Raw genomic sequence first — 16509 nt, forward strand, 5'->3', positions numbered from 1 at the left:
GCAACCGCGCCCATCGCGATAAACTGGCCCTATCCCCACCAACCGCGGCCTCGTTCCGCGAGATAAGACGGAGACATTTGTGAGCTTCACGCAGCATGAACGCGTATCCATTGACCGTGTACCCATCCGCCGGGCCCTGATCTCGGTCTACGACAAAACCGGTCTGGAGGAGCTCGCCAAAGGCCTCCATGCCGCCGGCGTGAAGCTCGTCTCCACCGGTTCCACCGCCAAGAAGATCGCTGCCGCGGGCATCCCCGTGCAGGAGGTGGAGGAAGTCACCGGTTCACCCGAGATGCTGGACGGCCGCGTCAAGACGCTGCACCCGCGCGTCCACGGCGGCATCCTGGCGGACCGCCGCGTCCCTGCCCATATGGAAACCCTCGCCAGCATGGACATCGAAGCGTTCGACCTGGTGGTGGTGAACCTCTACCCGTTCGTCGAGACGGTCAAGTCCGGCGCCGCCCAGGACGATGTCGTGGAGCAGATCGACATCGGGGGCCCCGCCATGGTGCGGTCGGCCGCGAAGAACCATGCCGCCGTCGCCATTGTGGTGGACCCCTCCTTCTACGGCCAGGTGGTGGAGGCCGCTGCCGCCGGCGGCTTCGACCTGAAGACCCGCCGCCGCCTTGCAGCCAAGGCATTTGCGCACACCGCCGCCTACGACAACGCGGTGGCCACCTGGACCGCCAGCCAGTTCCTGGACGAGGACGGCGACGGCGTCATCGACTGGCCCGCCTACGCCGGCCTGTCCCTGGAACGCTCCGAGGTGCTGCGCTACGGCGAGAACCCGCACCAGCAGGCCGCACTGTACGTGGACAAGGCTGCGCCGATGGGCATCGCCCAGGCTGACCAGCTGCACGGCAAGGCCATGAGCTACAACAACTTCGTTGACGCCGACGCCGCACTGCGCGCCGCCTACGACTTCGCCGAGCCCGCCGTCGCCATCATCAAGCACGCCAACCCGTGCGGTGTTGCCGTTGGTTCCGCTGGCGCTGCGGACCCCATCGCCGATGCCCACGCCAAGGCCCACGCCTGCGATCCCGTCTCCGCGTTCGGTGGCGTCATCGCTGCCAACCGCACCGTCACCGCCGGCATGGCCAACACTGTGAAGGACATCTTCACTGAGGTGGTCATCGCCCCCGGCTTCGAGCCGGAAGCCGTGGAAATCCTCTCCAAGAAGAAGAACATCCGCCTGCTCGCCCTGCCCGAGGGCTACGGCCGCTACCCCACGGAGTTCCGCCAGGTCTCCGGCGGCATGCTGGTCCAGGTCACGGACAAGGTGGACGCCGACGGCGACAACCCCGCCAACTGGACCCTCGCCGCCGGCGAAGCCGCCGATGACAAGACCCTCGCGGACCTCGCCTTCGCCTGGACCGCCTGCCGGGCCGCGAAGTCCAACGCCATCCTCCTCGCCGAGGACGGCGCCGCGGTGGGCATCGGCATGGGCCAGGTAAACCGCCTGGACTCCTGCCGCCTGGCAGTGGAGCGGGCCAACACCCTGGGCGTCACGGTGGAGTCCGACGTCGAAGGTGCCGGCGGCGCGTCCAACGCCAGCGGTGCCGGCGCACCGGAGCGGGCGCGCGGCGCCGTGGCAGCCTCCGATGCGTTCTTCCCGTTCGCTGACGGCCTGCAGATCCTGATCGACGCCGGCGTCCGCGCCGTGGTCCAGCCCGGTGGCTCCGTCCGCGACGAAGAGGTGATCGCGGCAGCGAACGCGGCAGGCATCACCATGTACTTCACCGGAGCCCGCCACTTCTTCCACTGATCCCACGCCTGGCCAGGGAACCTGGCGGCGTGTGCCCGGATTTACAACGACGGCGCCCGTCCCCTTCGCGGGGACGGGCGCCGTCGTGTTGCTGGCTTAGTCCTGGTGGTCCGGACGGGGGCCCGGCTCCGGGAGTTGGATCTCCCGGGGCTTGGCTTCCGCCATCCGCTCTTCCGTCCAGTACTCGAGGACCTCCTCGCGCGACTGGGTCAGGTCAACGTGGCTGACGGATTCGTCATCCGGCTGGGGCTTGCTAGGAGGCTGCTGCATTGGTGTAGGTGGCCTCGATGACGGAGCCCCAGTACGGGCCGTACATCACTGCTGAGCCGTTGTAGCCGTAGCTGTTGACGGAATTCTGCACGCCATCGGAGCCAGTGGTGGAGTCCGTCTGGATAAACCACGGACCGCCCGAGGAACCGCCAGTCATGTCGCAGGGGATGCCCTGCGTGCCGAACTGAGGATTGTTGGTGTCCTTCGTGGCTTTACCGGTGCAGCTCCACAGGGACGTGCCGTTGAACGGTGAGGCCTGCGGGTAGCCGTATGCCTTGTAGGTCAGTCCGTAAGCCTGGTTGAAGGCAGTGCCGGAGCCGCCAACGACGTCCGTGAGCAGCGCGCCGTCGCTATCCGGGTTTACGACGGCGAAGCCCGTGTCATAGGTCATGTCGCCGTTGCTGACCCACTGGGTGGGCGCGTACAGCGCCTTGGCGGCCCACTTGCCGTACGGCGCGTTGCCGTTCTCGTATTCCGGAACGAAGACGAAGTTGGTGACGTAGGCGCCGCTCTCATTCACGCAGTGTCCGGCAGTGGCCACGGTGCTGCCGTTGTCCGAGGCGACGGCGTTGCCGGAGCACACATAGTTGGTGGTGCCAATGGTGAAGAAGACCTTGCCGATGTGCGAGACGGGGTTCTCGCTCTTGGCGATGGTGGGCTTGCCCTTGGTTCCCTTGGTGGTGGAGGGCTTGCCCTTCTCTACGGAAAGGACGCTGGAACGGTTGCCGCGTTCAAATGCCTTGGCGGCCAGGGTGTCGCCGGGGACGGCACCCTGCATGCGCTCGGGGGTCCAGTAATCTGCCGCGCCGCGGGCGTCAACGGTGACGCTGGCGACGGACGGCGTTGCCTTCCCGTCGGACGGAGCGGGGGCGGCAGAGGCCCCGCCGGCGGAAGCGAGAGCCAGCACTGCCGCCGCCGAGAGAGTGAGGAGGCCGGAGGCCAGAGACCTGGTGCGTGTCATTGTTGTCCTGTCTGAACGGGGTTGGGCCCGGGATCGGGAGTGACTCAGCGAATTTATCGTTACCAGTCAAGTTTGTACACAGTAGTGAGATATCAGAAAGCGACTTAGGGCCCTTCCGGCGTCCTTTAAGGGCTGGAAGGAGCGACGCCGGGCCGGGCACCCGGGGGCCCGGCCCGGCGTCGTACGTTCTCCATCGCTGTAATCCTGCTCTCACCGCGGTAATGCGGGAGCCCCGTTAAGGTTTGAAGTGGCGTCCTCGGGTAAGTTGTACATGGTGAAATAGACCGAATTTTTCACAACCAAGCCGACCCACAGGGAGACGCCCGCGCATGTCCAAGATTATCTACACCCACACCGACGAAGCGCCGATGCTGGCTACCTATTCGTTCCTGCCCATCATCGAGGCATTCGCTTCGACAGCAGGTGTGGAGGTGGAGACCCGCGACATTTCGCTCGCCGGCCGCATCATCGCCGTCTTTGGTGACTACCTGACGCCCGAACAGCAGATCAGTGACGCCCTTGCTGAACTCGGTGAACTGGCGAAGACGCCGGAAGCCAACATCATCAAGCTGCCGAACATCAGCGCTTCCATTCCGCAGCTGAAGGCTGCCATTGCAGAGCTGCAGGGCCAGGGCTACGCACTGCCGGACTACCCGGACAACCCGTCCTCGGACGAGGAAACCGCCATCCGGTCCCGCTACGACAAGATCAAGGGATCCGCTGTCAACCCGGTCCTGCGCGAAGGCAACTCCGACCGCCGGGCGCCGCTGTCCGTGAAGAACTACGCGCGCCAGAACCCGCACTCCATGGGCGCCTGGACCCCGGAGTCCAAGACCAACGTGGCCACCATGGGCCAGAACGACTTCCGCTCCAACGAGAAGTCCGTTGTCATCGAGAAGGACGGCACCATCTCCATCCAGCTGGTCCGCGAAGACGGCTCGGTGAAGGTCCTGAAGAAGGCGTTCCCCGTCCTGGCCGGCGAGGTCATCGACGGCACCGTGATGCGCGCCGCCGCCCTGGACGAGTTCCTGAAGGCCCAGGTAGCCCGCGCCAAGGAAGAGGGCGTGCTCTTCTCCGCGCACCTCAAGGCCACCATGATGAAGGTCTCGGACCCCATCATCTTCGGCCACGTGGTGAAGGCCTACTTCTCCGAACTGTTCGACACCTACGGCAAGCAGCTCTCCGCCGCCGGCATCAGCCCCAACAACGGCCTTGCCGCCATCCTCAGCAGCCTCGAGGACCTGCCCGCGGATGTCCGCGAAGGCGTCCAGAACCTGATCAAGAAGGGCCTGGAAGACGGCCCCGCCCTGGCCATGGTGGACTCGGACAAGGGCATCACCACCCTGAACGTCCCCTCCGACGTCATCGTGGACGCCTCCATGCCCGCCATGATCCGCAGCTCCGGCCACATGTGGGGCCCGGACGGCAAGGAAGCCGACACCCTGGCCGTCCTGCCGGACAGCTCCTACGCCGGCATCTACCAGGTGGTTATCGATGACTGCCGCGCCAACGGCGCCTACGATCCCACCACCATGGGCACCGTCCCCAACGTTGGCCTCATGGCGCAGGCAGCCGAGGAATACGGCAGCCACGACAAGACCTTCGAAATCCAGGAAGCCGGCACGGTGCAGATCCTGGACGGCTCCGGCAACGTCCTGCTCGAACACGAGGTTTCCGAGGGCGACATCTGGCGCGCCTGCCAGACCAAGGACGCCCCCATCCGCGACTGGGTCAAGCTGGCCGTCACCCGCGCCCGTGCTTCCCAGACCCCGGCCGTGTTCTGGCTGGATGAGGACCGCGCGCACGACGCCAACCTCATCGCCAAGGTCAACGAGTACCTGAAGGAGTACGACACCGAGGGCCTGGACATCCAGATCATGGCCCCGGTCAAGGCCATCGCCTTCACGCTGGAGCGCATCCGCAAGGGCGAGGACACCATCTCCGTCACCGGCAACGTGCTCCGCGACTACCTCACGGACCTGTTCCCCATCCTGGAACTGGGCACCAGCGCCAAGATGCTCTCGGTTGTTCCGCTGATGAACGGCGGCGGACTCTTCGAGACCGGCGCCGGCGGCTCCGCCCCCAAGCACGTCCAGCAGCTGCTGAAGGAAAACCACCTGCGCTGGGACAGCCTGGGCGAGTTCCTGGCCCTGGCCGTCAGCTTCGAGCACCTGGCCACCACCACGGGCAACGCCCGGGCACAGGTCCTGGCAGACACCCTGGACCGCGCCACCGGCACCTTCCTGCTGGAGAACAAGTCCCCGAGCCGCCGCGCAGGCGAGCTGGACAACCGTGGCAGCCACTACTACCTGGCCCGCTACTGGGCTGAAGAGCTGGCCAAGCAGACGGACGACGCCGACCTGGCCGCCGCGTTCAGCCCGGTCGCCGGCGAGCTTTCCTCCAAGGAGGAAACGATCGTGGGCGAGCTGGCCGAGGTCCAGGGCTCACCCGTGGACATCGGGGGCTACTACCGCCCGGAGGACGCCAAGGCTTCCGCAGTGATGCGTCCTTCCGCCACCCTCAACAAGGTCATCGCCAGCCTGAGCTAGCGGCGGGCTGCTGCGGCAGCCGTGGTTACAGAGAAGCGGGGCTCCGGATAACCTTCCGGAGCCCCGCTTCCTGCTGTTAAGTGATAAGGCCTTACTGACGAACGGGACTTAGTTCTTGCCTTTGCCTTTGTCGCTGTTGTTTTTGCCGGCATTTCCGCCGTTGCCGGACGTGTTGCCCTGGTCTGCCGCCGGAGCCGGGGCCGGAGCAGGTGCCTGCTGCGACGCGGGTGCTTCCGGTGCGGGGGAGGGGGCTTGCGATCCCTGGCCGGCGGCAGCGCGGGCGTCCTCGGCAGCCTTGGCGGCTGCTGCCCTCTGCGCTGCAACTGCATCGTTGAGGTCTGCCCGGACAGCTGTGGCCACGGTGGTGATGCTGCGCCGCCGCTCCTCGGAAACCTGGCCCTTCGCCTGCGCCGCGGCGAGGTCCGCCTCAAGGCCGGCCAGTGCCTGCAGCGCTGATTCAGGATTGTTCTGGGACGACGCCTGGGTCACTTCGAGCACCCGCGCCTGGAGCTGCGTGGCGGCTTCGCGCTGCAGCCCGTTCCCGGGGGCCGCGCACGCACTGAGGACGCCCGCCGCGATCAGCGCCGCTGAGCACGCCACCAACAGCCGCTGCGGAGCTGGCTGCAGCAGGGTCACGGTTCCACGCTCTTTTGAAGTTCCTGGAGATGGTCGCCCAGGACACCGGTCACCGTGGGATAGGGTACGACGTCGGCCGGGCGGGCTGAGATGCTCATCATCACCGCTGCGGCGGCTGCGGCGATCACCAGGACACCGAGTACGACCGCCAGCCAGATGCGCTGCGTCCGGGACAGCCGCGGCTTTTTGGAAGCCTTGGCGGTGGCCGGGCTGGTTACCGCCGAGCCGGCAGCGGACGGCGAAGCAGGGGTCCGCTCAGATGACTCTGGGGACGACACGGGGGAAATCGCACCCGTGGCCTCTGCCGCCTCCCGCACTTCGTCCACTGATTCCTCGGCGGTGATGGTGGGCGGGTGGAAGGGCATCGCTGGAAGAACCCGGGTGGTTTCCGGGGCGAGTTCTCCCGGCGTCGACGCCGGGGAAACCAGGGCCTGGCGCAGCGCCGTCTCAATATCCGCCGCCGCCGGCCGCTCCAGCGGCTCGATGGCCGTCATGGAACGGATGAGGTCTGCCCATTCGGCGGGGACGTCGTCCGGGATTTCCGGGGCACGGTGAAGCCGGGCAACAGCTGATTCCACGGCACTGCCCGGGTACTCCACGGTGCCCTTGATGCACTCCAGCAGCACCAGGCCCAGGGAATAGATGTCCGTTGCTGACGACAGCGGTTGGCCCAGGGCCTGCTCAGGGCTGAGGTAGGCGGCGGTGCCCACCATGGTGCCCGTAGCCGTGAGCCGGGTGGAATCGACAATCCTGGCGATGCCGAAGTCCGTGAGTTTGGGCCGCAGCGGCTCACCCGGGCGGATCTGAACCAGGAGGATGTTGCCCGGCTTAATATCCCGGTGGATGATGCCCAGGCCGTGGACGTAGGCCAGGGCGTCGGCAATTCCCGCGCCAATCACCGACAGCTCTTCAAGGGGCACGCGGCTGTGCCGGATGCGGCTGCGCAGGTCCTGGCCCTCCACGAGCTCCATGGTGAGGAACGGCCGGGGTTCGTCCGGGACGCGGTCATCGATGCCGGCATCGAAGAGCGTTACCAGCCCGGGGTGGTTCAGGGTGGCGAGGAGCTGGATCTCGGCTTCCTGGCGCTTCAGCTCGTCGGCATCCGGAGCCTGCGGCGCGAAGAGCTTCAACGCGACGTCGCGGCCTAGGTTTTCATCCCTGGCACAGTAAACCGAGGACATTCCCCCACGGCCTATCACGTCACCCAAACGATAGCGATTGCCGACAACTTCATTCTTGATGGAGCTAGGCGATTCCGCCACCATGACCGTTCCTCCCGGTGCGCTGCGGCACTGATGTACCTCAAATTATACGGGCGGGACGGCCGAACCAGCGATTGACCAAGGCGTTCACGTTGCGACACGCCGACGGCCCGGTGGCGGATTCAAGCACTTCCGCCACCGGACCATTGGCTACAAGGACACGTGTGCTGAAGACGTGTTTTGTACTGTTCTTTCGTTTCCGGGCTGTTGTACTCCTTCCGTCAGCCCGCGGAGTGCTGCTGCTTCAAGCGCACGGGTGCGGGCGGTTGTTGTGCTGTCTTTGAAAGGCTCTACGACACCTTGCGCTTGCGGAGCATCAGGAGTCCGCCGGCCAGGAGCAGCAGCGCCAGGGGAACCAGCGTTCCGTCCCAGCCCGTGTTGGCGAGCCCGGCGTGGGCAGCTCCCGTGTTGGCAAGGGCAGAATTGCCGTTCCCCGCGGTGCTGCGGGGAGCAGTGACAGGGGCGATGGCGCCGCTGACAGCTGTGGAGCCGGCCGGAGCTGCGGAGACGCTCCCGTTGCCGGAGGTATCGGTGCCGCCATTCATGCCCGTGGAATTATCGCCGGGGGCGGCGCCGCCGTTGCCCGCGGGGTCGTCCGAACCCGGGGTGCTGGTCTCGGGGGTGCCGGGATCAAGCGTGCCGGCGTCACCGGTGGTGCCGTCGCCCGGGCTGGTGGTACCGGGATCAGTGGTGCCGGGAGTGCCGGTGTTGGTGTCACCTCCAAGTCCCAGGCCAATGCCAAGGTCAACTACAGCATCCAGCCCGCCGTTGCCCGTTCCAGTGCCCGGATCGGCACCAAGGTCAACAGCTGCATCAACCCCGGCCGCCGCGTCACCGGTGCTGAGACCGCCCAGGCCGAGGTTCACGGCTGCGTCGACGGCAAGGTCGGCGGTGGTGCCGTCCGTGGTTCCGGTTGCGGGATCGGTGGCCCCGCCGAGGCCGAGGTTGACGTCGGCTGCGGCTGCGACATCGGTGGTGCCGGTGGTGGCCGGGTCAGTGGTTACGCCGCCCAGGCCGAGGTTCACGGCTGCGTCGACGGCGAGGTCGGTGGTGGTGCCGTCCGTGGTTCCCGTGACGGGATCGGTGGCCCCGCCGAGGCCGAGGTTGACGTCCGCTGCGGCTGCGACATCGGTTGTGCCGGTGGTGGCCGGGTCAGTGGTTACGCCGCCCAGGCCGAGGTTCACGGCTGCGTCGACGGCGAGGTTTGCCGTGGTGCCGTCCGTCGTACCTGTAGCTGGCGCGGTGACGGGATCGGTGACCCCGCCGAGGCCGAGGTTGACGTCCACTGCGGCGGCGACACCGGTTGAACTGGCCGGCGTTGGGTCACCCAGCAGGCCCAATGACGTCGAGTCAGCGGGCGCCGCCGCCGAGATGAGGGCGGAAGCGGACAGGTCCGTCCCGCTGGTGGTGGTGTCCGCGGCGTTGGCCGCAGCGCAGCCGAAGGCCAGCAGGCCGCCGGCAAAGAGGGTGCTAAGCAGCCCCCTGCGAAGGGTGCAGTTCATGATGCTTACTCCTGAAAAGTTGATGTTGTCCGGCGCTGGTCAGCTGCCGGCATAGCCACGTGCTGCCCATGAACGGGCAGGGGGCATCAACTAGTCAGGAGAAGAACCGGGGTCGAAGGACACCGGCGCAGGAGCGTGCTCAGAGGCATCCCCGGCCAGGACAATGCCGGGAAGTTCGACATTGAAGCAAAAGGGGCTCAGCCATGCGGCGGCACCGGAGGCGCCTCCTGACGACCCACCGCTTCCCGTGCCGGATGCCGGGGCCGCAGGAGTGTTTGCAGGCAGCGGAGCCGGGTCAGCGGGAAGAGGCTCATCCGCAACGGGGTCAGACATATCCGGCTGCAGAACCAGCATTCCAGCCAGCCCAGCAGCGTCCCGGGCTTCCAGGATTACGCCGCCGGCGGCTGACGATGCGTCAGCCAAGGCCCGGGCTTCCTGATCCACTTCGATTACCGGCTGCTGCACGTCCGCGGATGCTTCCGCCGCGGCAGGAGCCGCCGCAGGAGCAGGAGTTTCCGCAGCCGGAAGCTCCGCCGGGACTCCCTCGATTGGTTGCTGGAGGTCAACTGGCTGTTCGGGAAGGGGGACTGGCAGCGGAGCGGCACCAGTCAGAAGGTCGGTCACGGGCTGGAGCGCCGGTTCGAGCGCCGGGACTGCCTCGGCTACAGGGTCTACGACGACCTGCACAACACCCGTTGTCACGCCGTCGGCGACTTCAATAAGGGGAGCCGAAACAGTAGAGACCGTTCCCGCAGGAACCACTTGCTCCACTACCGGGACGGAGGCGATGAGGTTGTCCGCAAGTCCGGAAACCGGGGTTACCACGGGCCGCAACAGCCCGGGGGTTGCAGCAGGGCCGGCCGGGGAACCCAAAGGAGCCGGCGAAATGGTGTCCGCAAGATCATGGGCCAACGATGAAACCGAGCTGGTGACGCCGCCAAGGAGGGACGAGGAGTCGGGCCCGGTGTCCGCGGAAGCAGCGGTGGAAGAAAGCGTCAGCCAGGTCACTGCGGCGGCTCCGGCTAGGAGCGCCGGGCGCACGGCACGCCATGGAGAACTCATACGAGCCATGCGAACCACCCCCCAGTGACCGGTGCAATTGATGCCCCTAAATACTAAGACTGCTTATTGCTGGAAGTCCAGCGTCTGCTAAAGGGAATTTACAAATGGCGGGAACGCAATCGAAAAAGTGTCAACCGCAAAGACAACCCACCACCTTGCTGACACTGACTCCGCAAGCTGCTCGCCGCCGTCGTACGCCCTTTGCCGAAGCTTCTAATGCCTGTCGTTGGGGTAAGTGACTCCGAGCTGGGCCCGGACGCCGTCGAAAAGGCGCATGGTGTTCAATGTGTCCTCCAGGGGCATGACCGGGCTTTCGGTCAGTCCCTGCTGGATGCAGCGCACTACCTCGCGCAGCTCGTAGGCGTAACCCTTGCCCACAACGTCGAAACTTTCCGTCCGGCGGTCCTCCCACCCTTTGGCGATGAGGAGCTCGCGCGGGTTGTTGATGGAACCCACGCTCTGCAGGAAACCGAGGCTTCCCGCCACGGTGGCCGTGCGGGGGCCGTGGGCCAGGAGCGAGGAGGTGAGCTGTACCTGGGCGGCATGGTCGTAGCCAAGGGTCATGGCGTTCTGGGCGTCAACGCCATCGTCATTGACCACCCCGGTGGCGCTGACGGTTTGCGGGAAGCCAAGCGTACCGAGCGCCCACAACAGCGGGTAGACGGACAGATCCAGCAGGGCGCCCCCGCCGTCATTCCGTGCCCACAGCCTGGCGGTGGGGGAGTACGGTGCCGGAAAGCCAAGGTCCGCCGTGACCCAGTGGATGTCACCCAGTTCCCCGGAGGCTGCGATCTCGAAAGCCCGTTGCATCGAAGGCAGGAACCGGCTCCAGACCGCCTCCATCAGGAAAAGCTTCCGGCTGCGCGCAACGTCAATGAGCTCCGCTGCCTCCCGCGCATTGATGGTGAAAGCCTTCTCGCAGAGTACATGCTTGCCGGCGTTGAGGGCGGCCAGGACAATCTCATGGTGCTGTGCGTGCGGCGTGGCAACGTACACAACATCCACGGCGTCATCAGCCAGCAGCCGCTGGTAGCCGGGCACACCGCCGTCGTCCCCGTACGCCTTGGCAAAGTCGTAGGCCACGGCGAATGCATCGGCGGTGTCCTGGGTCCTGGAACTGACCGCATACAGCTCGGCGTCTTCCAGCAGCGCCAGATCCTGTGAGACGGCGCGCGCAATGCTGCCGGTTGCAATGATTCCCCAGCGCAGGGGATTCCCGGTTGCGGCGCGGGGATCCTGGTTGGGCTGGCTGGACAGCCATGGCGTGGCGATGGGAGCAGTCATAGTTGCCATCCTGTCACAGGGATGTGGAAGGAATGCGGAAGTGCGGGCCGGCCGGAGAAGGAAACGGAAAAGGGCCAAAGATGGAAGCGCCCGCCCCACCTTTGGCCCCTTTTGCGCGCGTCAGGCGGTGGCAGCCACCGCCCGGTCCCGCACCGGTTCTTCCGTCAGCTTGCCCTGCTGCAGCCGGAAGCGGCGGTCGGTCTTGTTCGCAAGGACCCTGTCGTGGGTGACCACCAGGATTGTGGTGTTGTGGTCGCGGCTCAGTGAGCTGAGGAGTTCGATGATGTGGTCCCCGGTCTGCTCGTCCAGGTTGCCCGTGGGTTCATCGGCGAGGATCAGCTTGGGCTCGTTGGCCAGTGCCCTGGCGATGGCCACACGCTGCTGCTCGCCGCCCGAAAGCCTGTTGATGCGCCGTTCGTGCTTGGACGGATCCAGCTGGACCTGTTCCAGCAGTTCCTGGGCGCGCTGCAGCCTGGCCCCTTTCCGGACCCCTGCAAACTCCATGGGGAGCATGACGTTGTCCACGGCGGACAGGTTGGGGATCAGGTTGAACTGCTGGAACACGAAGCCGATGTCCCGGCGGCGGTATTCGGTCAGCTTGCTGTCCGGCAAACTGGCCAGGCTGACGCCATTGACGACGGCGTCTCCGCTGGTGGGCTTGTCCAGTGCACCCAGGAGGGACAACAAGGTGCTTTTGCCGCTGCCGCTCTTGCCCACGATCGAGGCGAGGGTGCCCTGCTCCAGGACGAAGCTGACATCGTTGACGGGTTTGATGGTGCGGTCGCCGGAGTTGAAGGTGCGGATCAGGTTCTTGACTTCAATCATGGCTATTCTCCTCGCAGGACTTCGATGGGACGGATGCGCGCCGTGAGCAGCGCGGGAACCAGGGCGCCGATGATGGCGACGCCGAATACGGCCGCTATGCCGCCGGCGATGACACCGGGGGACGCGCTTGCGGTCACGGAGTTCAGCAGCTGGGAAGCGCCGCCGAAGGGACCACCTTGCCCGCCGCGGAAGCCTCCAGCCCCGCCCGGGAAGCCACGGCCGGCGCTGGCAGAAGCGGTGGTGCTGTTGCTGCTGATCAGGGCGGACGCGATGCCGCCACTGGCGAACGATGCGATGGCTGCGCCGACTGCACTGCCCAGGGCCGCCAGGACCAGGGCTTCGAGGACAAACTGGAGCCCGATGGTCCGGTTGGGCGCCCCAATGGCCTTCAGCACGCCGATTTCGCGGCGGCGCTCGCGGACCAGCATCACCATGATGAGCAGGATGATCAGGCCGGCGGTGCCCAGCGCGGCGATGAAGGCGATGAAGGAGATGTTCTTGACGCTGTCCAGGGAACTGACTGCGGTCTGCAGGTTCTGGCCCTGCGTGACATCGGCCTTGTCGGTGCCCAGGGCGGCCTGCAGCGCCGTCTTGGTGGAGGCGACGTTGTCCATGGAGTTGACCGTGACGATCATGCTGGACAGTTCACCGGGGGTTCCGGCCAGGGTCTGGGCGGTGGGGAGGGTGATGTACACGGCGTTGTTGCCGAAGGCGGTGCCGGCGTCGAACAACCCTGAAACCGTGTAGCTCTGGTCATTGATGGTGAAGGTGGATCCGACGCTGAGGTTGTTCTTCTCCGCCAGGGTGGTGCCCAGCAGCGCCCCGGTGGATGCTGCCGTGTAGTCCCCAAGACCCGCACCCTTGGTGATGTTCAGTGCCTTGCCCGTGGCGTCCACCTCAGCTCCGATGCCGGTGGCGGTGATCGGCAGCGACCTGGGCTGCTGCGTGGTCCCGGTGGATCCCGTGGTCCCGTTGGCCTGCTGGTTGCGGTTGCCCAGGGTGCCGGCATCCATTGCGGCTGTAAGGCTGGTGGTGAGGGTGGCTGCGGCCTGGCCGCCGGGGCCTGCCTGGCCGGTCTGTCCTCCGGAACGGGCCTGGCCGGTTTGTCCTGCCTGGCTGGACGCCTGCGCTGCCGCCGCTGCTGCATTCCGCAGGCGCAGTGAGGAGGTTCCGACGACGGCGCTGACGTTGGGAACGCCCGCGGCGGTGGTTGCCTGCCCGGTGGTGAGCGGTTCCCCGCCGCCTTCGAAGCCTTGCCCGCCGGCGGGGTTGACGGTCAGGACGGTGCCCACGGAGGCATTGAGCTCCTGGACTTTGGCTCCAACCGCCTGGTTGGCCACCAGCATGGCCAGGGCCAGGCCGATGGCGACGGCCAGCACCGCAACGACGGCTGCGGTGCGGACCTTGTTTCTGAAGGCATTGCCTACGCTTCGGGCAAGGACGCTCACGTTACTCCTACGACTCAGGGGCCGGCGCGGAGGGCCGGCTTCGCATCAACCTTCGCCGTGCATCCTGTGCGGGTATCCGGCCGAAGCTGTGTTTGGGCTGTGAAGGGCTCCGGAGGCAGCCGAGTCCGGCGACTGCAACGGACGGAGGAATGCGGCTCTTCGCCGTCGCTTAGACACCTCCCGGCGCACCGCTTCGGTCGCTGGGCGACCTGCGCGCTGCTCTGGTCGGCGATGCGCTCCTACACGAAGACCCGCAATCCTCCTGGTGCCCGGCAACAGCGGGGTCGCTGCCCTTTTTGTAGGCGCGCATCGCGGCGCATCGGGCGCGGAAGGTCGCCCAGCGACCGAACGGGCCCCCATGCGCCGTGTCTAAGCGCTGGAAAAGGGCTGCGTCCCGGCGTCCGCACCACGCACAACCTACCGGCTGGGCTGCCGTCGGACGCGGGACAGACGGCGGTGCCGGCGCATCTGCCGGAAGCCGCTACGAGGTAGGCACGCTCAGTGAATTGAAAGCGGCCTTGGCCAATAACGGCCAGCCCACTGCACCCAAGGTCATCTACGTCAAGGGAACCATCGACGGTAACCAGGCATTGGACGGGCGCATCCTTGGCGAGCAGGACTACGCAGCAGGCTACGACATTGCCAAGTACATCTCCTGCTTCGGTCCGAACGGAAAAGTGTGGAGCGACCAGGCGTTCGACTACTGCAAGAAGCAGCGGCAGTTGCGGCAGACCGGAAGCAACAACATGAAGCGACAGATCGAGGTCAGCATCCCCAGCAACACCACCGTGATCGGGCTGGGTGCGGACTCAGGCTTCGTGGGCGCCAATATCGTGATGCTAAGCGCCACGAACGTCGTGCTCCGGAACCTGAGCGTTGAGGCTCCGGTCGACTACTTCACGACTTGGTCACCCGACGACGGAAACGGTGCTTGGAACGCGCGGTTCGATGCGGTTTCCTCGGTGACGTCCGACCATCTCTGGATCGACCACGTGCGTCTGTCCGATGGCCGCTTCCCCGACAGTGAGGCGCCGCTGGGCCCCAACGGCAAACCGGCCAACCGGCACGATGGCCTGTTGGACCTCAAGGACGGCACGGATTTCGTGACGATTTCCAACAGCAGGCTCTCCAACCACGACAAAACCATGCTGCTGGGTTCAGGCGACGAACACGTGGACAAGGACGGTGGCAAGCTGCGGGTTAGCTACATCGGCAACTACTTCGAAAACCTGCAGCAACGTGCGCCCCGCGTCCGGTTTGGCCAGGTGCACGTGGTCAACAACTACTTCACAGGGAGCACTGACGACCCCAACTATCCGCTCACCAGCGAAGCCCAGGGCGGGAGCAGCTACTTCCTGGGAGCCGGCTACGAGTCCCGGATCTTCTCCGAACGCAATGCCTTCGAATTGACCGGGCCCGGCGCCGACCCGTCGATCACGGTCAGCAGTTACAACGGCCATCGCTTCAGCGACACGGGCTCCTGGTTCAACGGCAAGCCGGCGGATCTCAATGCGATCGCCAGGGCCTCCTTCGAACAGCACCGGGAAACGGCGCTCGCCGAAGCCGAGGCCAGCGGTTCGCCCGCTCCCGACTGGACGGGCTGGCAATTCACCACTGACGTGGGCTGGAACCCGGCGGATGTCTACGGCTACAAGGCGTTCACCACGCCGCAGGCGGTCAAGAACCATGCCGTGCAGTTCACCGGGCCGGGAGTGCTGACCGTGAATCAGTAACAGGAGCACGAACGCCCGTTAAAGGGAACAGCCCGGTCCCCATGAAGGGACCGGGCTGTTCCTGTAAGGAAGGTATTACTTGGTGATCGGGCCGAGTACGGGATCGTCCGTGTAGGCCGTCTTGACGTTGGCGGCGGTCACGATGACCGGCTCCAGCAGGTAGGCGGGAACCACCTTGTTGCCGTTGTTGTAGGACTTGTCGTCGTTGACCTCAGGCTTCTTGCCGGCCTGCAGGTCCTTGACCATGGTGATGGCGTGCTCAACGAGCTTGCGGGTGTCCTTGTTGATGGTGGAGTACTGCTCGCCGGCGAGGATGGACTTGACCGACTCAACCTCGGAGTCCTGCCCGGTGACCACCGGAATCGGCTTGCCTGCGGCCTTGACCGAGGTCAGGATCGCACGGGCCAGGGTGTCGTTGGGGGACAGGACGCCGTCAACGTTGGCGCTGGTGTAGCTGCCGCTGAGGAGGGTGTCCATGCGGCGCTGGGCGTTCTCCGCCTTCCACCCCTGGGTCACTGCCTGCTCGAAGCTGGTCTGTCCGGAGACAACCTTGAGGGTGCCGTCGTCGATCTTGGGTTTCAGGACGCTCATGGCGCCGTTGAAGAACACCTTGGCGTTGGCATCGTCAGGGGAACCGGCAAACAGTTCGATGTTGTACGGGCCGTTCGGCTTCTTGGCCTTCATTCCGTCCAGGAGCGCCTGGCCCTGGAGCACACCAACCTTGAAGTTGTCGTAGGCCACGTAGTAGTCCACGTTGTCGGTGTTCAGCAGGAGGCGGTCGTAGGCGATGACAGTGGCGCCGGCGTCCTTGGCCTGCTTGAGCTGGGTGCCCAGCTGGGAGCCGTCGATGGCGCCCACGATGATGACCTTGGCACCCTTGGTGACCATGGCGCTGATCTGGTTCTGCTGCTCCGAAACGCCGCCGTTGGCGAACTGGACGTCAGCCTTGAACCCGGCGCCGTTGAGGCCGTCGTTGAACAGCTTCTCGGCCAGGACCCAGTTTTCACTGGTCTTCTGCGGAAGGGCAACGCCGATGGATGAGCTCTGGTCGAATCCGCCAGCGCCTCCGCTGGCTCCGCCCGATGAGCCGCTGTCATTGCGGCCACAGCCCGTCAGCGCCAGTGCTGCGATGGCAGCAACCGCTGCGGCCTTTCCTGCTTTACCAAACATTCGCATTGTTGGTTCTCTTTCTTTGTGTGATGGAACGGTATT

The 16509-nt window shown here is 65.8% G+C and carries 13 protein-coding genes; 3 read left to right on the forward strand and 10 right to left on the reverse strand.

Annotated features, from left to right (window positions below; translation table 11 throughout):
- Positions 1–79 precede the first annotated feature (79 nt).
- A complete protein-coding gene (purH, locus tag ACIGJD_RS05530; RefSeq protein ID WP_483688662.1) occupies positions 80–1765 on the forward strand; it encodes a bifunctional phosphoribosylaminoimidazolecarboxamide formyltransferase/IMP cyclohydrolase in 1686 nt (561 codons plus the stop codon).
- Positions 1766–1861: 96 nt separating this feature from the next.
- Here the strand turns inward: purH and ACIGJD_RS05535 are convergent, their stop codons facing one another.
- Together ACIGJD_RS05535 and ACIGJD_RS05540 are read right to left on the reverse strand one after the other, a co-directional pair.
- Positions 1862–2035 carry a hypothetical protein gene (locus ACIGJD_RS05535; protein WP_483688663.1) on the reverse strand — a complete coding sequence of 58 codons (174 nt, stop codon included), beginning with the start codon at positions 2033–2035 and terminating at the stop codon, positions 1862–1864.
- Positions 2019–2996 (reverse strand): trypsin-like serine peptidase, encoded by a 978-nt coding sequence (locus tag ACIGJD_RS05540; protein ID WP_483688664.1) that lies wholly within the window; start codon positions 2994–2996, stop codon positions 2019–2021. Before ACIGJD_RS05540 ends, ACIGJD_RS05535 begins: the two co-directional genes overlap by 17 nt.
- A gap of 329 nt (positions 2997–3325) precedes the next feature.
- Here ACIGJD_RS05540 and ACIGJD_RS05545 point away from each other — a divergent pair, with 329 nt between their 5' ends.
- The gene (locus tag ACIGJD_RS05545) at positions 3326–5545 is read left to right on the forward strand and encodes an NADP-dependent isocitrate dehydrogenase (protein WP_483688665.1); all 2220 of its coding nucleotides are present in this window, start codon (positions 3326–3328) and stop codon (positions 5543–5545) included.
- A 108-nt stretch (positions 5546–5653) separates the two neighbouring features.
- On the opposite strand, the gene ACIGJD_RS05550 is transcribed toward ACIGJD_RS05545, so the two are convergent.
- The 7 genes from ACIGJD_RS05550 to ACIGJD_RS05580 all read right to left on the reverse strand — a co-directional run bounded on the left by ACIGJD_RS05550 (position 5654) and on the right by ACIGJD_RS05580 (position 13564).
- Positions 5654–6181 (reverse strand): hypothetical protein, encoded by a 528-nt coding sequence (locus ACIGJD_RS05550; RefSeq protein ID WP_483688666.1) that lies wholly within the window; start codon positions 6179–6181, stop codon positions 5654–5656.
- Entirely contained in the window at positions 6178–7446 is a 1269-nt protein-coding gene (locus tag ACIGJD_RS05555; RefSeq protein WP_483688667.1) for a serine/threonine-protein kinase, read from the reverse strand. Before ACIGJD_RS05555 ends, ACIGJD_RS05550 begins: the two co-directional genes overlap by 4 nt.
- Positions 7447–7733: 287 nt before the next feature.
- Positions 7734–8945, reverse strand: a complete 1212-nt coding sequence (locus tag ACIGJD_RS05560) for a hypothetical protein (protein ID WP_483688668.1) — start codon at positions 8943–8945, stop codon at positions 7734–7736.
- Positions 8946–9035: 90 nt separating this feature from the next.
- The gene (locus ACIGJD_RS05565; RefSeq protein WP_483688669.1) at positions 9036–10007 is read right to left on the reverse strand and encodes a hypothetical protein; all 972 of its coding nucleotides are present in this window, start codon (positions 10005–10007) and stop codon (positions 9036–9038) included.
- 213 nt (positions 10008–10220) lie between these two features.
- The gene (locus ACIGJD_RS05570; protein ID WP_483688670.1) at positions 10221–11291 is read right to left on the reverse strand and encodes a Gfo/Idh/MocA family protein; all 1071 of its coding nucleotides are present in this window, start codon (positions 11289–11291) and stop codon (positions 10221–10223) included.
- Positions 11292–11411: 120 nt separating this feature from the next.
- Positions 11412–12116, reverse strand: coding sequence for an ABC transporter ATP-binding protein (locus ACIGJD_RS05575; protein WP_483688671.1), 705 nt, complete (start codon positions 12114–12116; stop codon positions 11412–11414).
- A gap of 2 nt (positions 12117–12118) precedes the next feature.
- Positions 12119–13564 carry an ABC transporter permease gene (locus ACIGJD_RS05580; RefSeq protein WP_483688672.1) on the reverse strand — a complete coding sequence of 482 codons (1446 nt, stop codon included), beginning with the start codon at positions 13562–13564 and terminating at the stop codon, positions 12119–12121.
- A gap of 518 nt (positions 13565–14082) precedes the next feature.
- Between ACIGJD_RS05580 and ACIGJD_RS05585 the strand changes: the two genes are divergently transcribed.
- Complete coding sequence (locus ACIGJD_RS05585) at positions 14083–15297, forward strand: pectate lyase family protein (RefSeq protein WP_483688673.1); 1215 nt, start codon at positions 14083–14085, stop codon at positions 15295–15297.
- A 75-nt stretch (positions 15298–15372) separates the two neighbouring features.
- Here ACIGJD_RS05585 and ACIGJD_RS05590 read toward each other — a convergent pair whose 3' ends face one another.
- Positions 15373–16473 (reverse strand): substrate-binding domain-containing protein, encoded by a 1101-nt coding sequence (locus ACIGJD_RS05590; RefSeq protein WP_142130732.1) that lies wholly within the window; start codon positions 16471–16473, stop codon positions 15373–15375.
- Between the last annotated feature and the right edge of the window lie 36 nt (positions 16474–16509).

The sequence above is a fragment of the Arthrobacter sp. E1SS-5 genome (assembly GCF_057073715.1).

Excerpts from the sequence above, each read along its gene's own strand:
- ACIGJD_RS05590 (WP_142130732.1), bottom strand. The coding sequence starts at position 16,473 with ATGCGAATGTTTGGTAAAGCAGGAAAGGCCGCAGCGGTTGCTGCCATC.
- ACIGJD_RS05565 (WP_483688669.1), bottom strand. The coding sequence starts at position 10,007 with ATGAGTTCTCCATGGCGTGCCGTGCGCCCGGCGCTCCTAGCCGGAGCC.
- ACIGJD_RS05555 (WP_483688667.1), bottom strand. The coding sequence starts at position 7,446 with ATGGTGGCGGAATCGCCTAGCTCCATCAAGAATGAAGTTGTCGGCAAT.
- ACIGJD_RS05540 (WP_483688664.1), bottom strand. The coding sequence starts at position 2,996 with ATGACACGCACCAGGTCTCTGGCCTCCGGCCTCCTCACTCTCTCGGCG.
- ACIGJD_RS05535 (WP_483688663.1), bottom strand. The coding sequence starts at position 2,035 with ATGCAGCAGCCTCCTAGCAAGCCCCAGCCGGATGACGAATCCGTCAGC.
- ACIGJD_RS05545 (WP_483688665.1), top strand. The coding sequence starts at position 3,326 with ATGTCCAAGATTATCTACACCCACACCGACGAAGCGCCGATGCTGGCT.
- ACIGJD_RS05560 (WP_483688668.1), bottom strand. The coding sequence starts at position 8,945 with ATGAACTGCACCCTTCGCAGGGGGCTGCTTAGCACCCTCTTTGCCGGC.
- ACIGJD_RS05575 (WP_483688671.1), bottom strand. The coding sequence starts at position 12,116 with ATGATTGAAGTCAAGAACCTGATCCGCACCTTCAACTCCGGCGACCGC.
- ACIGJD_RS05570 (WP_483688670.1), bottom strand. The coding sequence starts at position 11,291 with ATGACTGCTCCCATCGCCACGCCATGGCTGTCCAGCCAGCCCAACCAG.